The organism is Streptomyces turgidiscabies Car8 (genome assembly GCF_000331005.1).
Classification (GTDB): Bacteria; Actinomycetota; Actinomycetes; order Streptomycetales; family Streptomycetaceae; genus Streptomyces; species Streptomyces turgidiscabies.
Genome location: NZ_AEJB01000019.1, coordinates 1 through 15507, shown reverse-complemented (window position 1 = coordinate 15507; position 15507 = coordinate 1). Strand labels below are relative to the sequence as shown.

Annotated in this window: 18 protein-coding genes; 12 read left to right on the top strand and 6 right to left on the bottom strand. The window is 70.5% G+C overall.

The genetic code is table 11. The annotated features are described in order from the left end of the window. The first annotated feature begins 123 nt into the window (after nucleotides 1-123). Entirely contained in the window at nucleotides 124-1761 is a 1638-nt protein-coding gene (locus STRTUCAR8_RS01475; RefSeq protein ID WP_006373576.1) for a penicillin-binding transpeptidase domain-containing protein, read from the top strand. A 96-nt stretch (nucleotides 1762-1857) separates the two neighbouring features. After that, nucleotides 1858-3546, top strand: coding sequence for a penicillin-binding transpeptidase domain-containing protein (locus STRTUCAR8_RS01470; protein WP_006373596.1), 1689 nt, complete (start codon nucleotides 1858-1860; stop codon nucleotides 3544-3546). A 342-nt stretch (nucleotides 3547-3888) separates the two neighbouring features. Here STRTUCAR8_RS01470 and STRTUCAR8_RS01465 read toward each other — a convergent pair whose 3' ends face one another. Then, nucleotides 3889-4236, bottom strand: coding sequence for an SsgA family sporulation/cell division regulator (locus STRTUCAR8_RS01465; RefSeq protein WP_006373610.1), 348 nt, complete (start codon nucleotides 4234-4236; stop codon nucleotides 3889-3891). Between the two features lie 149 nt (nucleotides 4237-4385). Here STRTUCAR8_RS01465 and STRTUCAR8_RS01460 point away from each other — a divergent pair, with 149 nt between their 5' ends. From STRTUCAR8_RS01460 to STRTUCAR8_RS01435, 6 genes are all read left to right on the top strand, one after another. Further along, on the top strand, nucleotides 4386-5456 hold the full coding sequence (locus tag STRTUCAR8_RS01460) for an energy-coupling factor ABC transporter permease (protein ID WP_044471444.1): 1071 nt from the start codon (nucleotides 4386-4388) through the stop codon (nucleotides 5454-5456). Nucleotide 5457: 1 nt separating this feature from the next. Beyond that, on the top strand, nucleotides 5458-6219 hold the full coding sequence (cbiQ, locus tag STRTUCAR8_RS01455) for a cobalt ECF transporter T component CbiQ (RefSeq protein WP_006373609.1): 762 nt from the start codon (nucleotides 5458-5460) through the stop codon (nucleotides 6217-6219). Then, complete coding sequence (locus STRTUCAR8_RS01450) at nucleotides 6207-7010, top strand: energy-coupling factor ABC transporter ATP-binding protein (RefSeq protein WP_006373587.1); 804 nt, start codon at nucleotides 6207-6209, stop codon at nucleotides 7008-7010. The genes cbiQ and STRTUCAR8_RS01450 overlap by 13 nt, the downstream gene beginning before the upstream one ends. A 37-nt stretch (nucleotides 7011-7047) precedes the next feature. Further along, a complete protein-coding gene (locus STRTUCAR8_RS01445) occupies nucleotides 7048-7524 on the top strand; it encodes a MarR family winged helix-turn-helix transcriptional regulator (RefSeq protein ID WP_006373608.1) in 477 nt (158 codons plus the stop codon). 209 nt (nucleotides 7525-7733) lie between these two features. Further along, a complete protein-coding gene (locus tag STRTUCAR8_RS01440) occupies nucleotides 7734-8138 on the top strand; it encodes an organic hydroperoxide resistance protein (RefSeq protein ID WP_179200625.1) in 405 nt (134 codons plus the stop codon). A 63-nt stretch (nucleotides 8139-8201) separates the two neighbouring features. Further along, complete coding sequence (locus STRTUCAR8_RS01435) at nucleotides 8202-9383, top strand: EstA family serine hydrolase (protein WP_006373612.1); 1182 nt, start codon at nucleotides 8202-8204, stop codon at nucleotides 9381-9383. Here STRTUCAR8_RS01435 and STRTUCAR8_RS01430 read toward each other — a convergent pair. After that, nucleotides 9366-9644 carry a DUF1876 domain-containing protein gene (locus tag STRTUCAR8_RS01430; RefSeq protein WP_044471455.1) on the bottom strand — a complete coding sequence of 93 codons (279 nt, stop codon included), beginning with the start codon at nucleotides 9642-9644 and terminating at the stop codon, nucleotides 9366-9368. The two genes, STRTUCAR8_RS01435 and STRTUCAR8_RS01430, sit on opposite strands and share 18 nt — an antisense overlap. 296 nt (nucleotides 9645-9940) lie before the next feature. Between STRTUCAR8_RS01430 and STRTUCAR8_RS01425 the strand changes: the two genes are divergently transcribed. The 4 genes from STRTUCAR8_RS01425 to STRTUCAR8_RS01410 all read left to right on the top strand — a co-directional run bounded on the left by STRTUCAR8_RS01425 (nucleotide 9941) and on the right by STRTUCAR8_RS01410 (nucleotide 13054). Then, nucleotides 9941-11410: a purple acid phosphatase family protein gene (locus tag STRTUCAR8_RS01425; protein ID WP_006373617.1), complete on the top strand. Its 1470-nt coding sequence runs from the start codon at nucleotides 9941-9943 to the stop codon at nucleotides 11408-11410. Between the two features lie 80 nt (nucleotides 11411-11490). Next, nucleotides 11491-11952 (top strand): GNAT family N-acetyltransferase, encoded by a 462-nt coding sequence (locus tag STRTUCAR8_RS01420; protein WP_006373589.1) that lies wholly within the window; start codon nucleotides 11491-11493, stop codon nucleotides 11950-11952. An 85-nt stretch (nucleotides 11953-12037) separates the two neighbouring features. Beyond that, nucleotides 12038-12442 (top strand): RidA family protein, encoded by a 405-nt coding sequence (locus STRTUCAR8_RS01415; RefSeq protein WP_006373586.1) that lies wholly within the window; start codon nucleotides 12038-12040, stop codon nucleotides 12440-12442. Between the two features lie 69 nt (nucleotides 12443-12511). Continuing rightward, nucleotides 12512-13054 (top strand): hypothetical protein, encoded by a 543-nt coding sequence (locus STRTUCAR8_RS01410; protein WP_006373593.1) that lies wholly within the window; start codon nucleotides 12512-12514, stop codon nucleotides 13052-13054. 17 nt (nucleotides 13055-13071) lie between these two features. Here the strand turns inward: STRTUCAR8_RS01410 and STRTUCAR8_RS01405 are convergent, their stop codons facing one another. The 4 genes from STRTUCAR8_RS01405 to STRTUCAR8_RS01390 are packed head-to-tail and all read right to left on the bottom strand — an operon-like array spanning nucleotide 13072 to nucleotide 15392. Beyond that, nucleotides 13072-13917, bottom strand: a complete 846-nt coding sequence (locus tag STRTUCAR8_RS01405) for a DMT family transporter (protein WP_006373602.1) — start codon at nucleotides 13915-13917, stop codon at nucleotides 13072-13074. Next, on the bottom strand, nucleotides 13914-14399 hold the full coding sequence (locus tag STRTUCAR8_RS01400) for a YbaK/EbsC family protein (RefSeq protein WP_044471453.1): 486 nt from the start codon (nucleotides 14397-14399) through the stop codon (nucleotides 13914-13916). Before STRTUCAR8_RS01400 ends, STRTUCAR8_RS01405 begins: the two co-directional genes overlap by 4 nt. A gap of 10 nt (nucleotides 14400-14409) precedes the next feature. Continuing rightward, complete coding sequence (locus STRTUCAR8_RS01395; protein WP_006373605.1) at nucleotides 14410-14601, bottom strand: DUF397 domain-containing protein; 192 nt, start codon at nucleotides 14599-14601, stop codon at nucleotides 14410-14412. Then, the gene (locus tag STRTUCAR8_RS01390) at nucleotides 14598-15392 is read right to left on the bottom strand and encodes a helix-turn-helix domain-containing protein (protein WP_338399696.1); all 795 of its coding nucleotides are present in this window, start codon (nucleotides 15390-15392) and stop codon (nucleotides 14598-14600) included. Before STRTUCAR8_RS01390 ends, STRTUCAR8_RS01395 begins: the two co-directional genes overlap by 4 nt. Between the last annotated feature and the right edge of the window lie 115 nt (nucleotides 15393-15507).

The window sequence follows — 15507 nt, the reverse complement described above, 5'->3', positions numbered from 1 at the left end:
CGCTCGCTGGATCACATTTCTGATCACTCTTCGGACAAGAGTTGGGACAAGAGGCCGAAACAGCCCCCACAGCAGCCCCGTAGGCCACTTACAGTGCAGTGGCCTACGGGGAGGGGAACTCACATGCGCAAGGGAGCAAAGGCCGCGATCGTCGGGTCCGTGTTCACGGTGATGGTCGGCGGGGCCGGGTACGGCGCTTTCAACATCGTGTCCGCGCTCAACGAGGACAGCGGCGGCGGTACGGAGGCCGTGAAGACCGGGCCGCCGTCGAAGGACGAGATCGCGGAGGCCAGCGAGAAGTTCTTCGCGGCCTGGGAGAAGGGGCAGGCGCAGGCCGCCGGCGAGCTCACCAACAACGCCGCGCCCGCGACCACCCTGATCAGTGACTACAAGGCGACCGCGCACATCACGGGCCTGAAGATCACCCCCGGGACGGCCACCGGAGCGACCGTGCCCTTCTCGGTGAAGGCCACGGTGTCCTTCCAGGGCAAGAGCAAGCCGCTCGCCTACACCAGCAGCCTGACGATCGTCCGGGGCACGACGACCGGGCGGGCGCTGGTCGACTGGAAGCCGTCGGTCGTGCATCCCGGCCTCAAGGCCGTCGGGGACTCGCTGGTCACCGGGGAGGCCGGCAGCCCGCCGATCGAGGCCGTGGACCGCGACGGCAAGGTCCTGACGAAGGAGAAGTACCCCTCCCTCGGGCCGATCCTGGACACCCTGCGGGCGCGCTACGGCGACAAGGCGGGCGGTAGGCCGGGCATCGAGCTGATGGTCCGGCACGCCGACACCAACATCGCCGACACCTCGCTGGTGACCCTCGCCGAGGGCACGCCGGGCAAGCTGGAGACGACACTGAGCGCGAGTGCGCAGGCCGCCGCCGAGAAGGCGGTGCTCAAGTTCTCCGAGTCGTCCGTGGTCGCCGTGAAGCCGAGCACCGGTGAGGTGCTGGCGGTCGCCAACCACCGTGCGGACCAGTTCAACGCGGCCTTCGAGGGCACGTTGGCGCCGGGCTCGACGATGAAGATCGTCACGGCGGCGATGCTGATAGACAACGGCGTGACGTCGATGAACGGGCCGGCGCCCTGCACGCCGACCGCGGTCTGGAAGAGCCAGACCTTCAGCAACCTCAAGGGCATGGCACCGAACGAGAACGCCACCCTCGCCAACGACTTCCTGCGCTCCTGCAACACGGGTTTCATCAAGCTGATCGACGGCACCGAGGCGAACCCGCTCACCGACGAGTCGCTGACGACCGAGGCCCAGGAGCGGTTCGGGCTCGGCCAGGACAACTGGAAGACCGGGATCACCTCCTTCGACGGCAGCGTCCCCGCCTCCCCCGGCCCGGACCGGGCGGCCAACGCGATCGGCCAGGGCCAGGTCCAGATGAGCCCGCTGAACATGGCGTCGGTGACGGCGACGGCGATCACGGGTGAGTTCCGGCAGCCGTATCTCGTCTCGCCCGACCTGGACAAGCGTCAGCTGGCGACGGCGAAGGGCCTGCCGGCGAGTACGTCCGCGCAGCTCAAGGAGATGATGCGGATGACGGCGACGCAGGGCACCGCGACGCAGGCGATGGCCGGGCTGAGCGGGGACATCGGGGCGAAGACGGGGTCCGCCGAGGTGGACGGGCAGACCAAGTCGAACAGCTGGTTCACCGGATTCCGGGGTGACATCGCGGCGGCGGCCATGACCCAGGAGGGCGGCCACGGCGGCGACGCGGCGGGCCCGATTGTCGCAGCCGTGCTACGGACCGGCGGCTGAACTCACCCTCGCGGGACGGGACTCTAGGGTGGTCGTTGTCGTTGAGGTGGATGAGGGCAACGGGGACCCTGGGGATTTCGCGGAGGATCGGGAGCTGTGGGCAACAGAAGGCGCGTCGCCGAGCGACGGAGTGCACGCAAGACCAGGCCCGCCGTGATCGGCGGGATGATCGCCGTGGTCGTCGGCGGCGCCGGTTTCGGCGGGTACGCGCTGTACGGCGGCGGAGCGGCGGCCGAGGACGGCTCCTCGACGGCCGCCACGGCCGACAGGAAGCCGTCGGTGCCGACGGGCCCGGTGCCCGCGAAGCAGGTCAGGGCGATCGCCACGCAGTTCCTGACGTCCTGGCAGACGGGCAAGGTGGCGGCTGCGGCGGCGTCGACGAACGACACCACCGCGTCGGCGACCAACCTCCTCACCGGCTACACCAAGGACGCCCACATCACCGGCGTGACGATCACCCCGGGCACGGCGACGGGCGCCAAGGTCCCCTTCACGGTCAAGGGCACGGTGAAGTACGGCGGCACGAGCAAGCCGCTCACCTACGAGAGCGCCCTGACCGTGGTCCGTCGTACGTCCGACGGGAAGCCGCTGGTCGACTGGCACGCGTCGGTGATCCACCCCGACCTGGCGGACGGCGACAAACTCCTCACCGGGGAGTCCGGCACCCCGCCGATCAAGGCCGTCGACCGGGACGGCGGTGAGCTGACGCTCGCCAAGTACCCGTCCCTGGGCACGGTTCTGGACAGCCTCAGGGAGAAGTACGGCAAGAAGGCCGGCGGCAAGGCGGGCATCGAACTGCGCGTCGTGCGCGGCAAGGAGTCCAAGGCGGCCAAGGCGGCCGACAAGACCCTGCTGGAGCTGAGCAAGGGCACGCCTGGCACCGTGAAGACGACACTGAGCCCGGCGCTGCAGACGGCCGCCGAGGCGCAGGTCCTGAAGAAGCCGAAGTCCTCGGTGGTACTCCTTCGTCCCTCCACGGGCGAGATCCTGGCGGTGGCGAACCAGTCGCACGGCTTCAACACGGCGTTCCAGGGCTCGTTGGCGCCGGGTTCGACGATGAAGGTCATCACGTCGTCGCTGCTGATCGAGAAGGACCTCGCGTCGCCGGACAAGCCGCATCCGTGCCCGAAGTTCTCGACGTACGGCGGCTGGAAGTTCCAGAACGACGACAAGTTCGAGATCAAGGGCGGCACGTTCAAGGCGAGTTTCGCGCGGTCCTGCAACACGGCCTTCATCAGCCAGGCGCCCAAACTCGACAACGACAGCCTGACCAAGCAGGCGCAGCAGGTGTTCGGCCTCGGCATGGACAACTGGGCGATCGGCGTCTCGACCTTCGACGGCTCGGTACCGGTGCAGTCGCAGGCCCAGATGGCGGCGTCGCTGATCGGGCAGGGCGGGGTGCGGATGAACCCCCTGAACATGGCGTCGGTGGCGGCGACGGTCGGATCCGGCGTCTTCCACCAGCCGTACCTGGTCTCACCGGAGGTTGACGGCCGTACGTTGGCCACGGCCGCGCGGACGATGTCGTCGTCGACGCTGTCGCAGCTGCGGGAGCTGATGCAGTACACGGCGGCGTACGGCACCGCGGCGGAGGCGATGTCCGGCCTCGGCCCGAACTACGGCGCGAAGACGGGCTCCGCGGAGGTCGACGGCCAGGACAAGCCGAACGGCTGGTTCACGGCGTACCGGGGAGACCTGGCAGGCGCGGGAGTGGTCGTAGAGGGCGGCCACGGCGGCAGCACAGCGGGCCCGATCGTGGCAGCGCTACTGAGGGCGGGGTCGTAGCCGACCCCGGGGTTTCCCACCCGCCAACCCGTTCACCGCTTCTGTCCAGCCGAGCCGGCCCACCCCTCCAACCCGCCCCGCGTCTGAGGACTCACTCCCACCCCCTCAGCCCATCCGGCGCGTGAGAACGCAGGCCCACCCCCTCAGCCCGTCCGGCGCGTGAGAACGCAGGCCCGCCCCCTCAGCCCATCCGGCGCGTGAGAACGCAGGCCCGCCCCCTCAGCCCGTCCGGCGTTTGAGGACAAGGCCCCTTCAGGGCCGGCAGGGGGGTCTGGGGGCGCAGCCCCCAGGTACGGGATGGGACGGGTAGGGGCGGCGGGGGCGAGACAACCCGACCTCAGCTCAGCTGCTGACCCGCGCCCCAGCCATATACGTACGCCGCAGGAACCGCATCAACGTCTTCCTCTCGAACTGCACCACCGACACACCCCCCGCCGAGTGGAACTCGACCACCGCCTGCACCCGCCCGCACGGCCACACCCGCACCTCCCCGGACCCCACAGGCGCCCGCAACCCCTCCTCCAGCAGTGACCGGGAGAACGTCCACTCGTGAGCACCGGGCAGCCCGACGCGCACCGCGCGCGGATCGGCGTCCGGGTCGTAGCGCAGGACCACCGGCACCGCGTCGCGGTCGTCGTCCGCTGTGTCCGTGACGATATGGGCTCGCGCGTACTGCTCGACTACGGACATCAGACTGCCCCTTACGCTGCGTAACCTGTGCGGAAACTGTGGATCCGCACCCACTTCCTCTCCAATGTCGCATATTTTCCCATTTACGCCTCAGATTGCTTTCATCTCGCTCTTGCGAAAGGTTCGCAACAAGCCACTATCATCAGACGGTGCATGTGCCCGATGGATTCATCAACGCCCCCGTCTCCGTAGCGGCCGGAGTCGTCGCCGCCGGTGCCGTCGCCGTGAGCCTGCGCGGCGCCCGGCGCGAGCTGGACGAACGGATCGCGCCGCTCGCCGGCCTGGTGGCCGCGTTCATCTTCGCCGTGCAGATGCTGAACTTCCCGGTCGCCGCCGGAACCAGCGGACACCTGCTGGGCGGCGCGCTCGCAGCGATACTCGTGGGCCCCTACACAGGGGTCCTGTGCGTGTCCGTCGTCCTGCTCATGCAGGGCATCCTCTTCGCGGACGGCGGCCTCACCGCGCTCGGCGTGAACATCACGGTGATGGCCGTCGTGACGACGGTCGTCGCCTACGCCACCTTCCGCGGGCTGGTGAAGGTGCTTCCCAAGAAGCGCCGTTCGGTCACCGTGTCCGCCTTCGTCGCCGCCGCCCTCTCCGTACCGGCCGCCGCCCTCGCCTTCACGCTCGTCTACGCGATCGGCGGCACGACGGACGTACCGATCGGGCGCGTCCTCACCGCCATGGTCGGCGTGCACGTCCTGATCGGGCTCGGCGAGGCCGCGATCACCGCGTTCACGGTCGGCGCCGTCATCGCCGTACGGCCGGATCTCGTGTACGGCGCCCGAGGCCTGCGCCAGAAGCTCCAACTGCGGGTCGGCGGCGAACTGGTGGACGCGGCACCGGAACAGCCGCAGCTCACCCCCGCCCCCTCCCCCGCCGGCGCCCACCGCACCCGCACCGTCTGGCTCACCGGTCTCGCCGCCTCCCTCGTCCTCGCCGGTGTCGTCAGCTTCTACGCCTCCGCCAGCCCGGACGGCCTGGAGAAGGTCGCCGCCGACAAGGGCATCGACGCCAAGGTCGAGGACCACGCCGCCGCCGACTCCCCGCTCGCCGACTACAGCGTCGAGGGCATCACTGACGGCCGGCTGTCCGGCGGCCTCGCCGGTGTGATCGGCGTCGGCGTCACGGTCGTCGCCGGGACGGGCGTCTTCTGGGCGGTCCGCAGGCGCAGCGCCACGAGCGACACCACCCCCACCGCCTCACCGACGAGCGTCTGACATGGGCGCCGGACACGCCCACCGGCTCTACCGGCACGCGCACTCCCCCGTGCACGGGCTGCCGCCGCACACCAAGCTCGCCGCCGCGTTCACCTTCGTGATCGTGGTCGTCTCCACCCCGCGCGAGGCGGTGTGGGCCTTCGCGGTGTACGCCGTACTGCTGGGGGCCGTGGCCCGCGCCGCCCAGGTGCCCGCCGCCTTCCTGCTCAGGCGCCTCCTGATCGAGATCCCCTTCGTCGCCTTCGCCGTGCTCATGCCGTTCGTGGCCCAGGGCGAACGGGTGGACGTCCTGGGCCTGTCGCTGAGCGTCAACGGGCTCTGGGGCGCCTGGAACGTGCTCGCGAAGGGCACCCTCGGTGTCGCCACCTCCGTACTCCTCGCCTCCACCACCGAGCTGCGCGAACTGCTCCTCGGGCTCCAACGCCTCAGGCTTCCGCCGCTGCTCGTGCAGATCGCGTCCTTCATGATCCGGTACGGCGACGTCATCGCCGACGAGATGCGGCGGATGCGGATCGCCCGGGAGTCACGGGGCTTCGAGGCGCGGGGCATCCGTCACTGGGGGGTGCTGGCGAAGTCCGCCGGGGCACTGTTCATCCGGTCGTACGAGCGGGGCGAGCGCGTACATCTGGCCATGGTGAGCCGGGGGTACGCCGGTTCGATGCCCGTCATCGACGAGGTGACCGCGTCCCGGGCGCAGTGGTCGTACGCCTTCGCCCTGCCCGTCGCCGCGCTCGCCGTCTGTCTGCTGGGATGGGCCCTGTGACAACCTCGACCCCACTCCCCGCGTCCCCCTCGCTCTCCTCCCCCTCACTCGAAGTGGCCGGGCTGGCCTACGCCTACCCCGACGGCCACCAGGCCCTCTTCGGCGTCGACTTCTCGGTCGGGCGCGGTGAGCGGGTGGCGCTGCTCGGGCCCAACGGGGCCGGCAAGACGACGCTCGTGCTGCACCTCAACGGCATCCTCACCGGCGGGGCGGGGACGGTCACCGTCGCCGGGATGCCTGTCGGCAAGCGACACATGGCCGAAATCCGACGCAAGGTCGGGATCGTCTTCCAGGACCCCGACGACCAGCTCTTCATGCCGACCGTGCGCGAGGACGTCGCCTTCGGGCCGGCCGCCGCCGGGATGAAGGGCGAGGAACTGGAGCAGCGCGTCCGTACCGCCCTCGACCTGGTCGGGATGGCCGACTTCGCAGGCCGGCCGCCGCACCATCTGTCCTTCGGGCAGCGACGCCGGGTGGCCGTGGCGACGGTGCTCGCCATGGAGCCCGAGATCCTCGTCCTCGACGAGCCGTCGTCCAACCTCGACCCCGCCTCGCGCCGCGAACTGGCCGACATCCTGCGGTCGTTGGACGTCACCGTCCTCATGGTCACGCACGATCTGCCGTACGCCCTGGAGCTGTGCCCGCGCGCGCTGGTCCTCAGCGAGGGTGTCATCGCCGCCGACGGCCCCACCGGCGACCTCCTGGCCGACGACGACCTGATGCGCGCCCATCGTCTGGAACTGCCGTTCGGGTTCGACCCGCGGTCGGTCTCCGCCATCCGCACCCCGTGACGTTCATAACACTCGTGGCGTCCGTGACAATGGTCGCGTGATCGAACAAGAGGACGCGCACAACCCCGGGTCGCCGCGCCTCGACGACCAGCTGTGCTTCGCGCTGTACGCGGCCCAGCGCGCGATGACCGCCGCCTACCGCCCGCTCCTCGACGAGCTGGGCCTCACCTACCCGCAGTACCTCGTGCTGCTGGTCCTGTGGGAGCGCGGCGAGGTGACCGTGAAGGAGCTGGGCGCCGCCCTGTGCCTCGACTACGGCACGGTCTCGCCGCTGCTCAAGCGGCTGGAGGCGGCGGGGCTGGTCCGCCGGGAGCGGTCGGCGCTGGACGAGCGGTCGGTGTCCGTCGGCGTCACCGTGCGCGGCGACGAACTCCGGGAGCGCGCGGCGCGCGTACCGGGCACGCTGCTCGCGGCGACGGAGCTGAGCGGGGGCGAGGTGGCGCGGCTGCGGGGCGAGCTGTGGGCGCTGGCGGAACGGGCGCAGGTGGCGGCCGACCGCACCCGTCTGACCTGAGGTAACTCACGCTCTCCACCCCCGGATGACGGATACACCCCTACCAGCCGGTACCTTGTGCACGATGTAGTTGTGCTCTTCGCAGTTTCTGCACATGGTTCTGTGCTTCTGTTGTCCGCTTTGGGGGAGGTTCTGCCGTGACTGACGCCGGTATCGACGTCGAGGCCCGTACCGCCGACACTCGTCCGGACTCTCGTCCGACGAAGATCATGTACGTCGCCGAGGCCACCGCTCACGGCGGCCGGAACGGGGATGTCACCAGCCAGGACGGCCAGATCGCCCTGAAGGTGGCGATGCCTCCGCAGCTGGGCGGAGACGGCAACGGCACCAATCCGGAGCAGCTGTTCGCGGCCGGGTACAGCTCGTGCTTCCACAACGCGCTGGTCCTGGTCGGCCGCCGCGAGGGCTACGACCTGTCGGGCTCCACGGTCGCCGCGAAGGTGGGCATCGGCCCCAACAAGCAGCAGGGCTACGGCCTCGCGGTCGCCCTGAGCGTGTCGCTGCCGATCCTGGACCAGGACATCGCGGCCAAGCTGGTCGACGCGGCCCACATGGTCTGCCCGTACTCGAACGCCACCCGCGACAACATCGACGTGACGATCATTCTGGGCTGATCAGCTCACGGGCTGAGGAATCGCGGGCGGGTAGGTGCGCGTTACACCCGCGTGGACTCGAACATGGACGTGAACGTGAGCGGCGTGGTGGCCGAGGGCTTCGAGCCGGTCAGGGACGCGTTCGTGCGCAACTTCGCGACCGGCGGCGAGCACGGCGCCGCCGTCACCGTGTACCGGGACGGGCGCCGGGTCGTCGACCTGTGGGCCGGTACCCGTGACGTCGACGGCGACGCGCCCTGGGAGCACGGCACCGCGCAGATCGTGCGCTCGGCGACGAAGGGCGTCGCCGCCGCCGCACTCCTGATGCTGGCCGAGCGCGGTGAGCTGGACCTGGACGCCCCCGTGGCCGAGTACTGGCCGGAGTTCAAGGCGGCGGGCAAGGAGCGGACCCTCGTCCGGCATCTGCTCGGGCACCGCGCGGGCGTCCCCGTCCTCGACCGGCCACTCACCCCCGCGCAGGCTGCCGATCCCGACCTCGGCGCGGCGGCGGTCGCGGCGCAGGCGCCGGTCTGGGCGCCGGGCACGGACCACGGGTACCACGCGCAGACGTACAGCTGGCTGACGGGCGAGCTCGTACGGCGGGTCGGCGGGCGCCCGGTCGGAGAGTGGGTCGCGGCGGAGATCGCGGGACCGGCGGGCCTCGACCTGTGGCTCGGGCTGCCGGACGCGGAGGCAGGACGCGTGGGCCGGGTGGGCCGGGTCCAGACCCCGGAGACGGGTGGCCCGGCCCTCCGGACGCGCCCCAAGCGGTCCGTCGCCGACGCCTACGCCGACCCGGACTCCCTCACCAGCCGCGCCTTCGCCGCGATAACCCCGCTGCCCGACGAGAACGACCCCGCGTACCGGGCCGCAGCCCTCCCCGCCTCCAACGGCATCGCCACGGCCGACGGACTCGCCCGCTTCTACGCCTCCCTCATCGACCAAGTCGACGGCGGGACACGCCTGTTCACCCCGGAGACGGTCGAGCTGGCCCGGCGCGAGGAGTCGGCGGGCCCGGACCGCGTCCTGGTCATCGGCACCCGCTTCGGCCTCGGCTACATGCTCCACGGCACGGCCGCGCCTCTCCTGGCCCCCGGCTCCTTCGGCCACCCGGGCAGGGGCGGAGCCCTCGGCTTCGCCGACCCCGAGTCGGGTATCGCCTTCGGCTATGTGACGAACGGCTTCCGCAAGAGCGTGACGGCGGACGGGCGCGCACAGGCGCTGGTACGGGCGGTGCGGGCCGCCCTCCTACCTGAGGCCCAGTGAACGCGACGTACGCCCCGACGCCTCGTCGATCTCGTCGTGGGCCTTCGTCAGCAGCTTCATCGCCAGTTCGTTGAGGGCGCGTGCCCCGGCGATCTCCTCGCCGATGCGCGGCTGGTTCTCGTCGGACCGGTGACGGCTGGCGTACCCGTTGGCCCGTACCTCGCTGCCGTCCGCCAGCCGTACGAGGGCGGCGGCGCGCGTGCGCTGCTCGTCCTCCTCGAACTCCAGCTCTACATGCCATCCCACTGCGGTGTGCGTCATGACGATCACCTCCGGTACCGCTGCTTCCAGGGTGCTCCTGTCGGCCCCGGCACGCACATGTGCCGCGCGTACCGAGTCCGGTATCGCGGGTACTGAGTCCGGCGTATCTCCGGCGCGTCCGTTGTGTGACGTTCGTCGCGTTCGCCCCGAGTGAGGGATGCGCGCTCTCCCCTCGGTCGTACGCTGCAAGAACCCCCGCACCGACCGCACCGACGCCAAGGAGTTGTCGTGCCCCATACGTTCGGCCGCCCCCGCCTCCACGGCTGCCGTTAACGGGCCACGGGCACGTTCCGATCATGCGCTGCTGTCTCTCCGCTCCCCTCGCCGCCCTCGCGGCGTTCCCCGACCCCCGCGACCTCGTCCGGTCCGGCGCGATTCTCACGCCCGCCGTCCTGCGTTCCGCGCTCGCCGCGCGTCGGGAACGCGTCACGCGCGCCGACGTCGTGACGGCCGTCAACCTGGAGCTGGTCACCCTCACCGAGGACAGCGCCGTCATCACCTGGTCCACGGCGGTGCCGGGCACGGACGACGGTTTCGGCCACCTGATCCCCGCCGTCACCGAGGGCGAGGTCGTGTACGGCACCCACCCCGCCCACCTCACGCGCACGGCGTCCGAGGGCCGGCCGACCGCCCACCACCACGTCGAACTGACGGACCTGGAACCGGGCCAGACGTACTACTACCAGGCCCGTTCGCGGGGCCGGGCGGCCACACCGACCCCGCTGCACCTGGTGCGCGGCAACGCGGTCGGCACCTCGCTGCACGGTCTGGGCTCGCACGGCGGCCCGTACTCCTTCACGACCCCCCAGCCGCCCCCCGGCCGCCACCTCCTCTCCGTCGCGCTCTGCAACGACCTGCACCTCGGCGAGACCACGGCGGGCCGGGTGGCCGGCGTCCCGATGCTGCGCGGGGTCTCGCAGCAGCCCGGCCTGGACCCGTACCCGGAGATCATGAGCGTGGCGATGGTCGAGGAGGCCCACCGGCGCGGCGCCGACGTCCTGCTCGCCGCCGGGGACATCTCGGCGGCCGGCGCACCCCGGGACCTGGCCGAGGCCCGCCGCATCCTGGACGGCTTCGGCACCCACGGACGGGACTACTTCGTCGTACGGGGCAACCACGACCGCCCCCGGCACCCCGACGACTCCTTCCGCGACGGCTTCCTCGGCGGCGCCGACGGCCCCGGCTACTTCGCGCGCGACCTGGGCGGCCTGCGCCTGATCGGCCTCGACACCTATGAGAAGGAAGGCAACGGCGGGGACGCGGGCGGTCTGAGCGCCGAACAACTGGCATGGTTCCAGGGCGAGTTGAGGACGGACAAGGACCAGCCGACGATCGTCTTCGGCCATCACCCGCTGACGACACGGGACTCGGTGTTCCCCATGGGACGCGGTCAGCGCCTGGACCGCGGTCAGGCCCGTTCGATCGTCGACGCCTACTCCGCCTCCCCCGGTGTCTTCCTCCACCACGCGGGTCACACCCACCGCAACAAGCGCACGCTCCTGAGCAGCGCCCCGCACGTCACCCAGCAGGAGGTCAGCGCGGTCAAGGACTACCCGGGCGGCTTCTGCCTGCTCCGCGTCCACACCGGCGGCTACGCCCTCAACTACTACAAGAACAGCAGCGTCCCGGCCCGCGCCTGGGTAGAACGCAGCCGCCTCACCGCGGGCGGCATGTGGCCCCACCACGCCCTCGGCCGCTCGGTGACCGACCGCAACAGCATGCGCCCGCACGACCTGTCGGGCGTCCGTGCTTACCTACGCGTGTGACAGCCACCAACAGCACTGCGAATTCAGCCCGGTTCAGCATCCGCCCCCGCACGGAGGCTGACCTCGACGCATGCGTACGGGTGCTGGCGACGGTCCACGAGCAGAACGCATACCCCCTCAACTGGCCGACTGACCCGGCCGGTTGGCTGACCCCTGGTTCGCTCCTCGCGGTGTGGGTCGCGGATGCGGAAGGGGAGGGCGATGAGGGGATCGTCGGCCATATCGTCCTGTCCCGCAGCGAGGAGGGCGACGCGGCGGCGGCCCTGTGGAACCGGGGCCCGACTGCGGTGATCAACCGCCTGTACGTCGATCCGGCGGCCCGTGGCCGGGGAGTCGGCGCGGCGCTGATGGCACGGGCGGTGGCGGAGGCGAGGTTCCGCGCCCTGCACCCCGTACTCGACGTGGCGTCGACGGACACAGCGGCGGCGGCCCTGTACGAACGCCTGGGCTGGACCCTGCTGGCGGCGGAGGTGGAGCAGGAATGGGGCCCCGGGCAACGGGTGAAGGTCCACTGCTACGCGGCACCGGCCGACCAGCGCTGAGCCCGCCCCCGGCGGAATGCCGGACCGGGTCCCCGGGCACTTGGTGCACCGGAATCACGAGCGCACCCGGAGCGTTGGCCCCGACATGACGTCCGACGAGCGCACGATCACCAACCCGCCCGCCCTGCACGACCCGACGCCCTTCGGCTACAGCCACGCCGTCTCGGCACCCGGCAAAGCCGTGTACATCGGCGGCCAGTACGCCTCCGACGCCACCGGCGCACCCGTCCCCGGTGACTTCGCCGCCCAGGTGGACCTGGCGTTCGACCGGCTGCGCTCGGCGCTGGAAGGGGTCGGCCTCGGGTACGAAAACGTCGTACGCCTCGGCACGTTCATCGTCGACCACGACCTCGACAAGCTGGAAACCCTCGGCAAGGCGCTGCACATGCGCTTCGGCGACCGCCTCCCGGCCCAGACACTGAGCGGCGTCGCCTCGCTGGCCCTACCGGGGATGCTGTTCGAGGTGGACGCGGTGGCGGTACGCCCGTAGCCGGCTCACCGCTTGCCGCACTGACCGCAGAGGCTTCCCCGAGGAGCTGGACGTTGTCATGATCTAGCCATGGATCGCGACATCTCGCCTGTGTATGAGGCGCGCTACGGCTGGGACCGCAAGACCATAAGACTGGTGGCGTGCTGCGCCGCGTTCACCGCGGTCCTCTTCCTCCCGGGCATGCCGTTGCCCGCGCGGATACTGGGTCTGCCGCTGTTCGGCGGGGGCGGGCTGTTCATGGCGTACATGACGCTGAGCCGCAAGGTCGCGTTCCGGGTGGACGAGACAGGTGTGCTCCTCGGCGGGAACCCCGCCCGGTACAAGGCCACCACCACTCACGTGCCCTGGGACGACATCACAGGCCTCGTGCTGTGGCGCCAGACCGTAGGCCTCGCCTCCCTGCCCTACGTCGGGGTGTCCCGGCGAGAAGGAGCGCCAGCCCTGCCTGGTGACGGCCCGAAGTCCCGTGCCGTCCTGGAGTCCCTGGCCCCGGTACCCGCCGACACGGCGATGTCGTCCCGGGCGGTCAACGGGTGGAGCCTCGACAAGGACCGGCTGATCACCGCCGTCGCCCACTTCGCGCCCGGCACCCCTGTGCGGAACGAACCCTAGAAGACCGCTGGGGCGACCTATCCCGCGTGCAGCATCAGCCCGATCCCGACGACGAGCAGCCCGGCGGCGGCGATCCTGGGCGCTCCGAACCGCTCCTTGAAGAACACGGCCCCGATGGCCGCCCCCACGATGATCGACGACTCCCTGAGTGCCGCGACAGGGGCGAGTTCGGCCCGGGTCTGCGCCCACAGCACCAGCCCGTACGCGGCCACGGACAGCGCGCCGCCGAGCAGTCCGACGGCGGCGAACGGCCGTACCGTCGCGAGGAACTGTCCCCGCCAGCGGTACAGCGCGTAGGCGGGGACGGCGATGCCCTCCAGGGCCATCAGCCAGGCGATGTAGGCGAGCGCGGACCCCGAGGCCCGTACGCCCAGCCCGTCGACGACGGTGTACGCGGCGATGGAGAGGCCGGTCGCCAACGCGGCGCCGATCGCCGCCCAGTTGGGCCGCCGCCCACGCAGTCCCCACAGCGCGACACCGGTAAGTCCCGCACAGGACACGGCGATTCCGGCCGCCGCCCAGCCGTCGGGCACCTCGTGCGCGAACACGGCGGCGAGGACGGTCACCACGAGGGGCGCGGTACCGCGCGCGATCGGATAGGCCTGCCCGAAGTCACCGAGCCGGAACGAGCGCATGAGCAGCACGTAATAGGCGATGTGGATGAGGGCCGACGCCACGAGATACGGCCACGCCCCGGCAGCGGGGACCGGCAGAAACGGCACAGCGACCAGCCCGATGACCATCCCGCCGCCGGCGATGAGCGTGAACCCGACCAGCTTGTCGGTGATGCGGTGCGCGAGCGCGTTCCAGCAGGCGTGCGTGACGGCGGCGAGCAGTACGGCGGCGGTGACGGCCGGGGTCACGAGGTCGCCGACTCGCGCACATCCACGAGGGTCGCACCGGCGTGGGCGATCAGGGCCTTCGGCTCCATCGGGAACACGGTGTACGGGGTGCCGGCGGCGGCCCAGACGAGGTCGTGCTCCAGCAGCGAACGGTCGGCGAGGACACGGGTCCTGGTCCGGTGCCCGAAGGGCGGCACGCCCCCGATGGCGTACCCGGTGGTCTCCCGTACGACGTCCACCTTGGCCCGGGTGACCTTCGCGGCGCACAGCTCGAACCGGACGAGCTCGACGTCGACCCGGGAGGCACCGTCCATGAGGACGAGGACCGGGACCCCGTCGGCGGAGAAGATCAGCGACTTGCAGATCTGGCTCAGCTCACACCCGATGGCAGCGGCGGCCTCGGCGGCGGTACGGGTCTCGTCGGGAAAGCGGCGGATACGGGAGGTGAGTTCACTGAGGCCCAGCTCATCGAGGGCCTCGGCGAAACGGGTAGACGTGGTCATGCCCGGCACGTTAGCGGGCGGACAGATGCGCCACGAACGAATTCCAGCTGGTGGGCGCGAGGGTGAGGTGCGGGGTCTCGACGGGGGTCTTGGAGTCCCGGATGTGGATGACGACGGGGGTGGTGGCGACCTCTACGCAGTCACCGGGTTCGCCACTGTCGCTGTAGCTGCTCTTGAACCAGTGCAGTTCCGAGGTACTCATAACGCTCCCAGCGCTTGCTCGATGAAGGCCAGCGACTCCCTCGGAGGGAGAGCCTGTGCCCGAATCATCCCATAGCGCAGTTCAAGGATCCGAAGATCCCTGGGAGTTGAGACCGGACGTCCGTTGAACGCCCCGTCGCAGCGCCCGACCGCCGTACCGTCAGCGAACTTCAGCACCTGGATCCGGCCCTGCGTCCCGGCGTGCTCATCACTGTAGGTCGGCATGACCTGAAGGGTGACGTTCCTCAACCGCCCTACCTCCAGCAGGTGTTCAAGCTGTCGGCGCAACACCGGCTTCCCACCGTAGGGGCGCTCCAGCGTCACCTGCTCCTGGATGAAATTGAGCGAGGGCACAGGGTCCGCGTCGAAGACCGACTTCCGAGCCATACGCGCGGCCGTCTCCCTCTCCATCACTTCCCGGGACAGCGGAGGCTGCGTCATCTCGAACAACGCTTTCGCGAACTCCGGCGTCTGCAACAGGCCGTGGATGTTGTGGTTGCTGTACAACAACATCTCCACCGCCCGCTCCTCCAACTCCTTGAGCTTCCGCACCTTCTTCGGATACTGAGCCGCCTCCACGTACTTGCGCAGAGCGCGAACCGCTCCCCCGGCGTTCAGCAACTCATCGGCGTTGTACAGGAATTCGACCCGGGGAATCCGTGAGCCCCGTTCCACCTTCCGGATCAGATCCTCGCCGTAGCCCATGGCCGCCGCGAAGTCGGGCACCGACATTGCGACGGCCTCCCGGTGGAACCTGATCACCCCGCCGACGACCTCGATCATCGGCGCCATCTCGTCGCCGGGCTCGATCGCCCAGCCCGCCTCGTCCACGTCCTCGCTCATACCCACCTCCAACGGCGACCCGTACCCGTACGGCACTGTGGACAGGCAGGACAGACGGGACAGA

What these genes read in the sequence shown, in the direction of transcription:
- STRTUCAR8_RS01415 (WP_006373586.1), top strand. Translation starts at nt 12,038, where the DNA reads ATGACGTCCGACGAGCGCACGATCACCAACCCGCCCGCCCTGCACGAC.
- STRTUCAR8_RS01400 (WP_044471453.1), bottom strand. Translation starts at nt 14,399, where the DNA reads ATGACCACGTCTACCCGTTTCGCCGAGGCCCTCGATGAGCTGGGCCTC.
- STRTUCAR8_RS01435 (WP_006373612.1), top strand. Translation starts at nt 8,202, where the DNA reads ATGGACGTGAACGTGAGCGGCGTGGTGGCCGAGGGCTTCGAGCCGGTC.
- STRTUCAR8_RS01465 (WP_006373610.1), bottom strand. Translation starts at nt 4,236, where the DNA reads ATGTCCGTAGTCGAGCAGTACGCGCGAGCCCATATCGTCACGGACACA.
- cbiQ (WP_006373609.1), top strand. Translation starts at nt 5,458, where the DNA reads ATGGGCGCCGGACACGCCCACCGGCTCTACCGGCACGCGCACTCCCCC.
- STRTUCAR8_RS01430 (WP_044471455.1), bottom strand. Translation starts at nt 9,644, where the DNA reads ATGACGCACACCGCAGTGGGATGGCATGTAGAGCTGGAGTTCGAGGAG.
- STRTUCAR8_RS01390 (WP_338399696.1), bottom strand. Translation starts at nt 15,392, where the DNA reads ATGGCGCCGATGATCGAGGTCGTCGGCGGGGTGATCAGGTTCCACCGG.
- STRTUCAR8_RS01410 (WP_006373593.1), top strand. Translation starts at nt 12,512, where the DNA reads ATGGATCGCGACATCTCGCCTGTGTATGAGGCGCGCTACGGCTGGGAC.
- STRTUCAR8_RS01450 (WP_006373587.1), top strand. Translation starts at nt 6,207, where the DNA reads ATGGGCCCTGTGACAACCTCGACCCCACTCCCCGCGTCCCCCTCGCTC.
- STRTUCAR8_RS01425 (WP_006373617.1), top strand. Translation starts at nt 9,941, where the DNA reads ATGCGCTGCTGTCTCTCCGCTCCCCTCGCCGCCCTCGCGGCGTTCCCC.
- STRTUCAR8_RS01475 (WP_006373576.1), top strand. Translation starts at nt 124, where the DNA reads ATGCGCAAGGGAGCAAAGGCCGCGATCGTCGGGTCCGTGTTCACGGTG.
- STRTUCAR8_RS01440 (WP_179200625.1), top strand. Translation starts at nt 7,734, where the DNA reads ATGTACGTCGCCGAGGCCACCGCTCACGGCGGCCGGAACGGGGATGTC.
- STRTUCAR8_RS01395 (WP_006373605.1), bottom strand. Translation starts at nt 14,601, where the DNA reads ATGAGTACCTCGGAACTGCACTGGTTCAAGAGCAGCTACAGCGACAGT.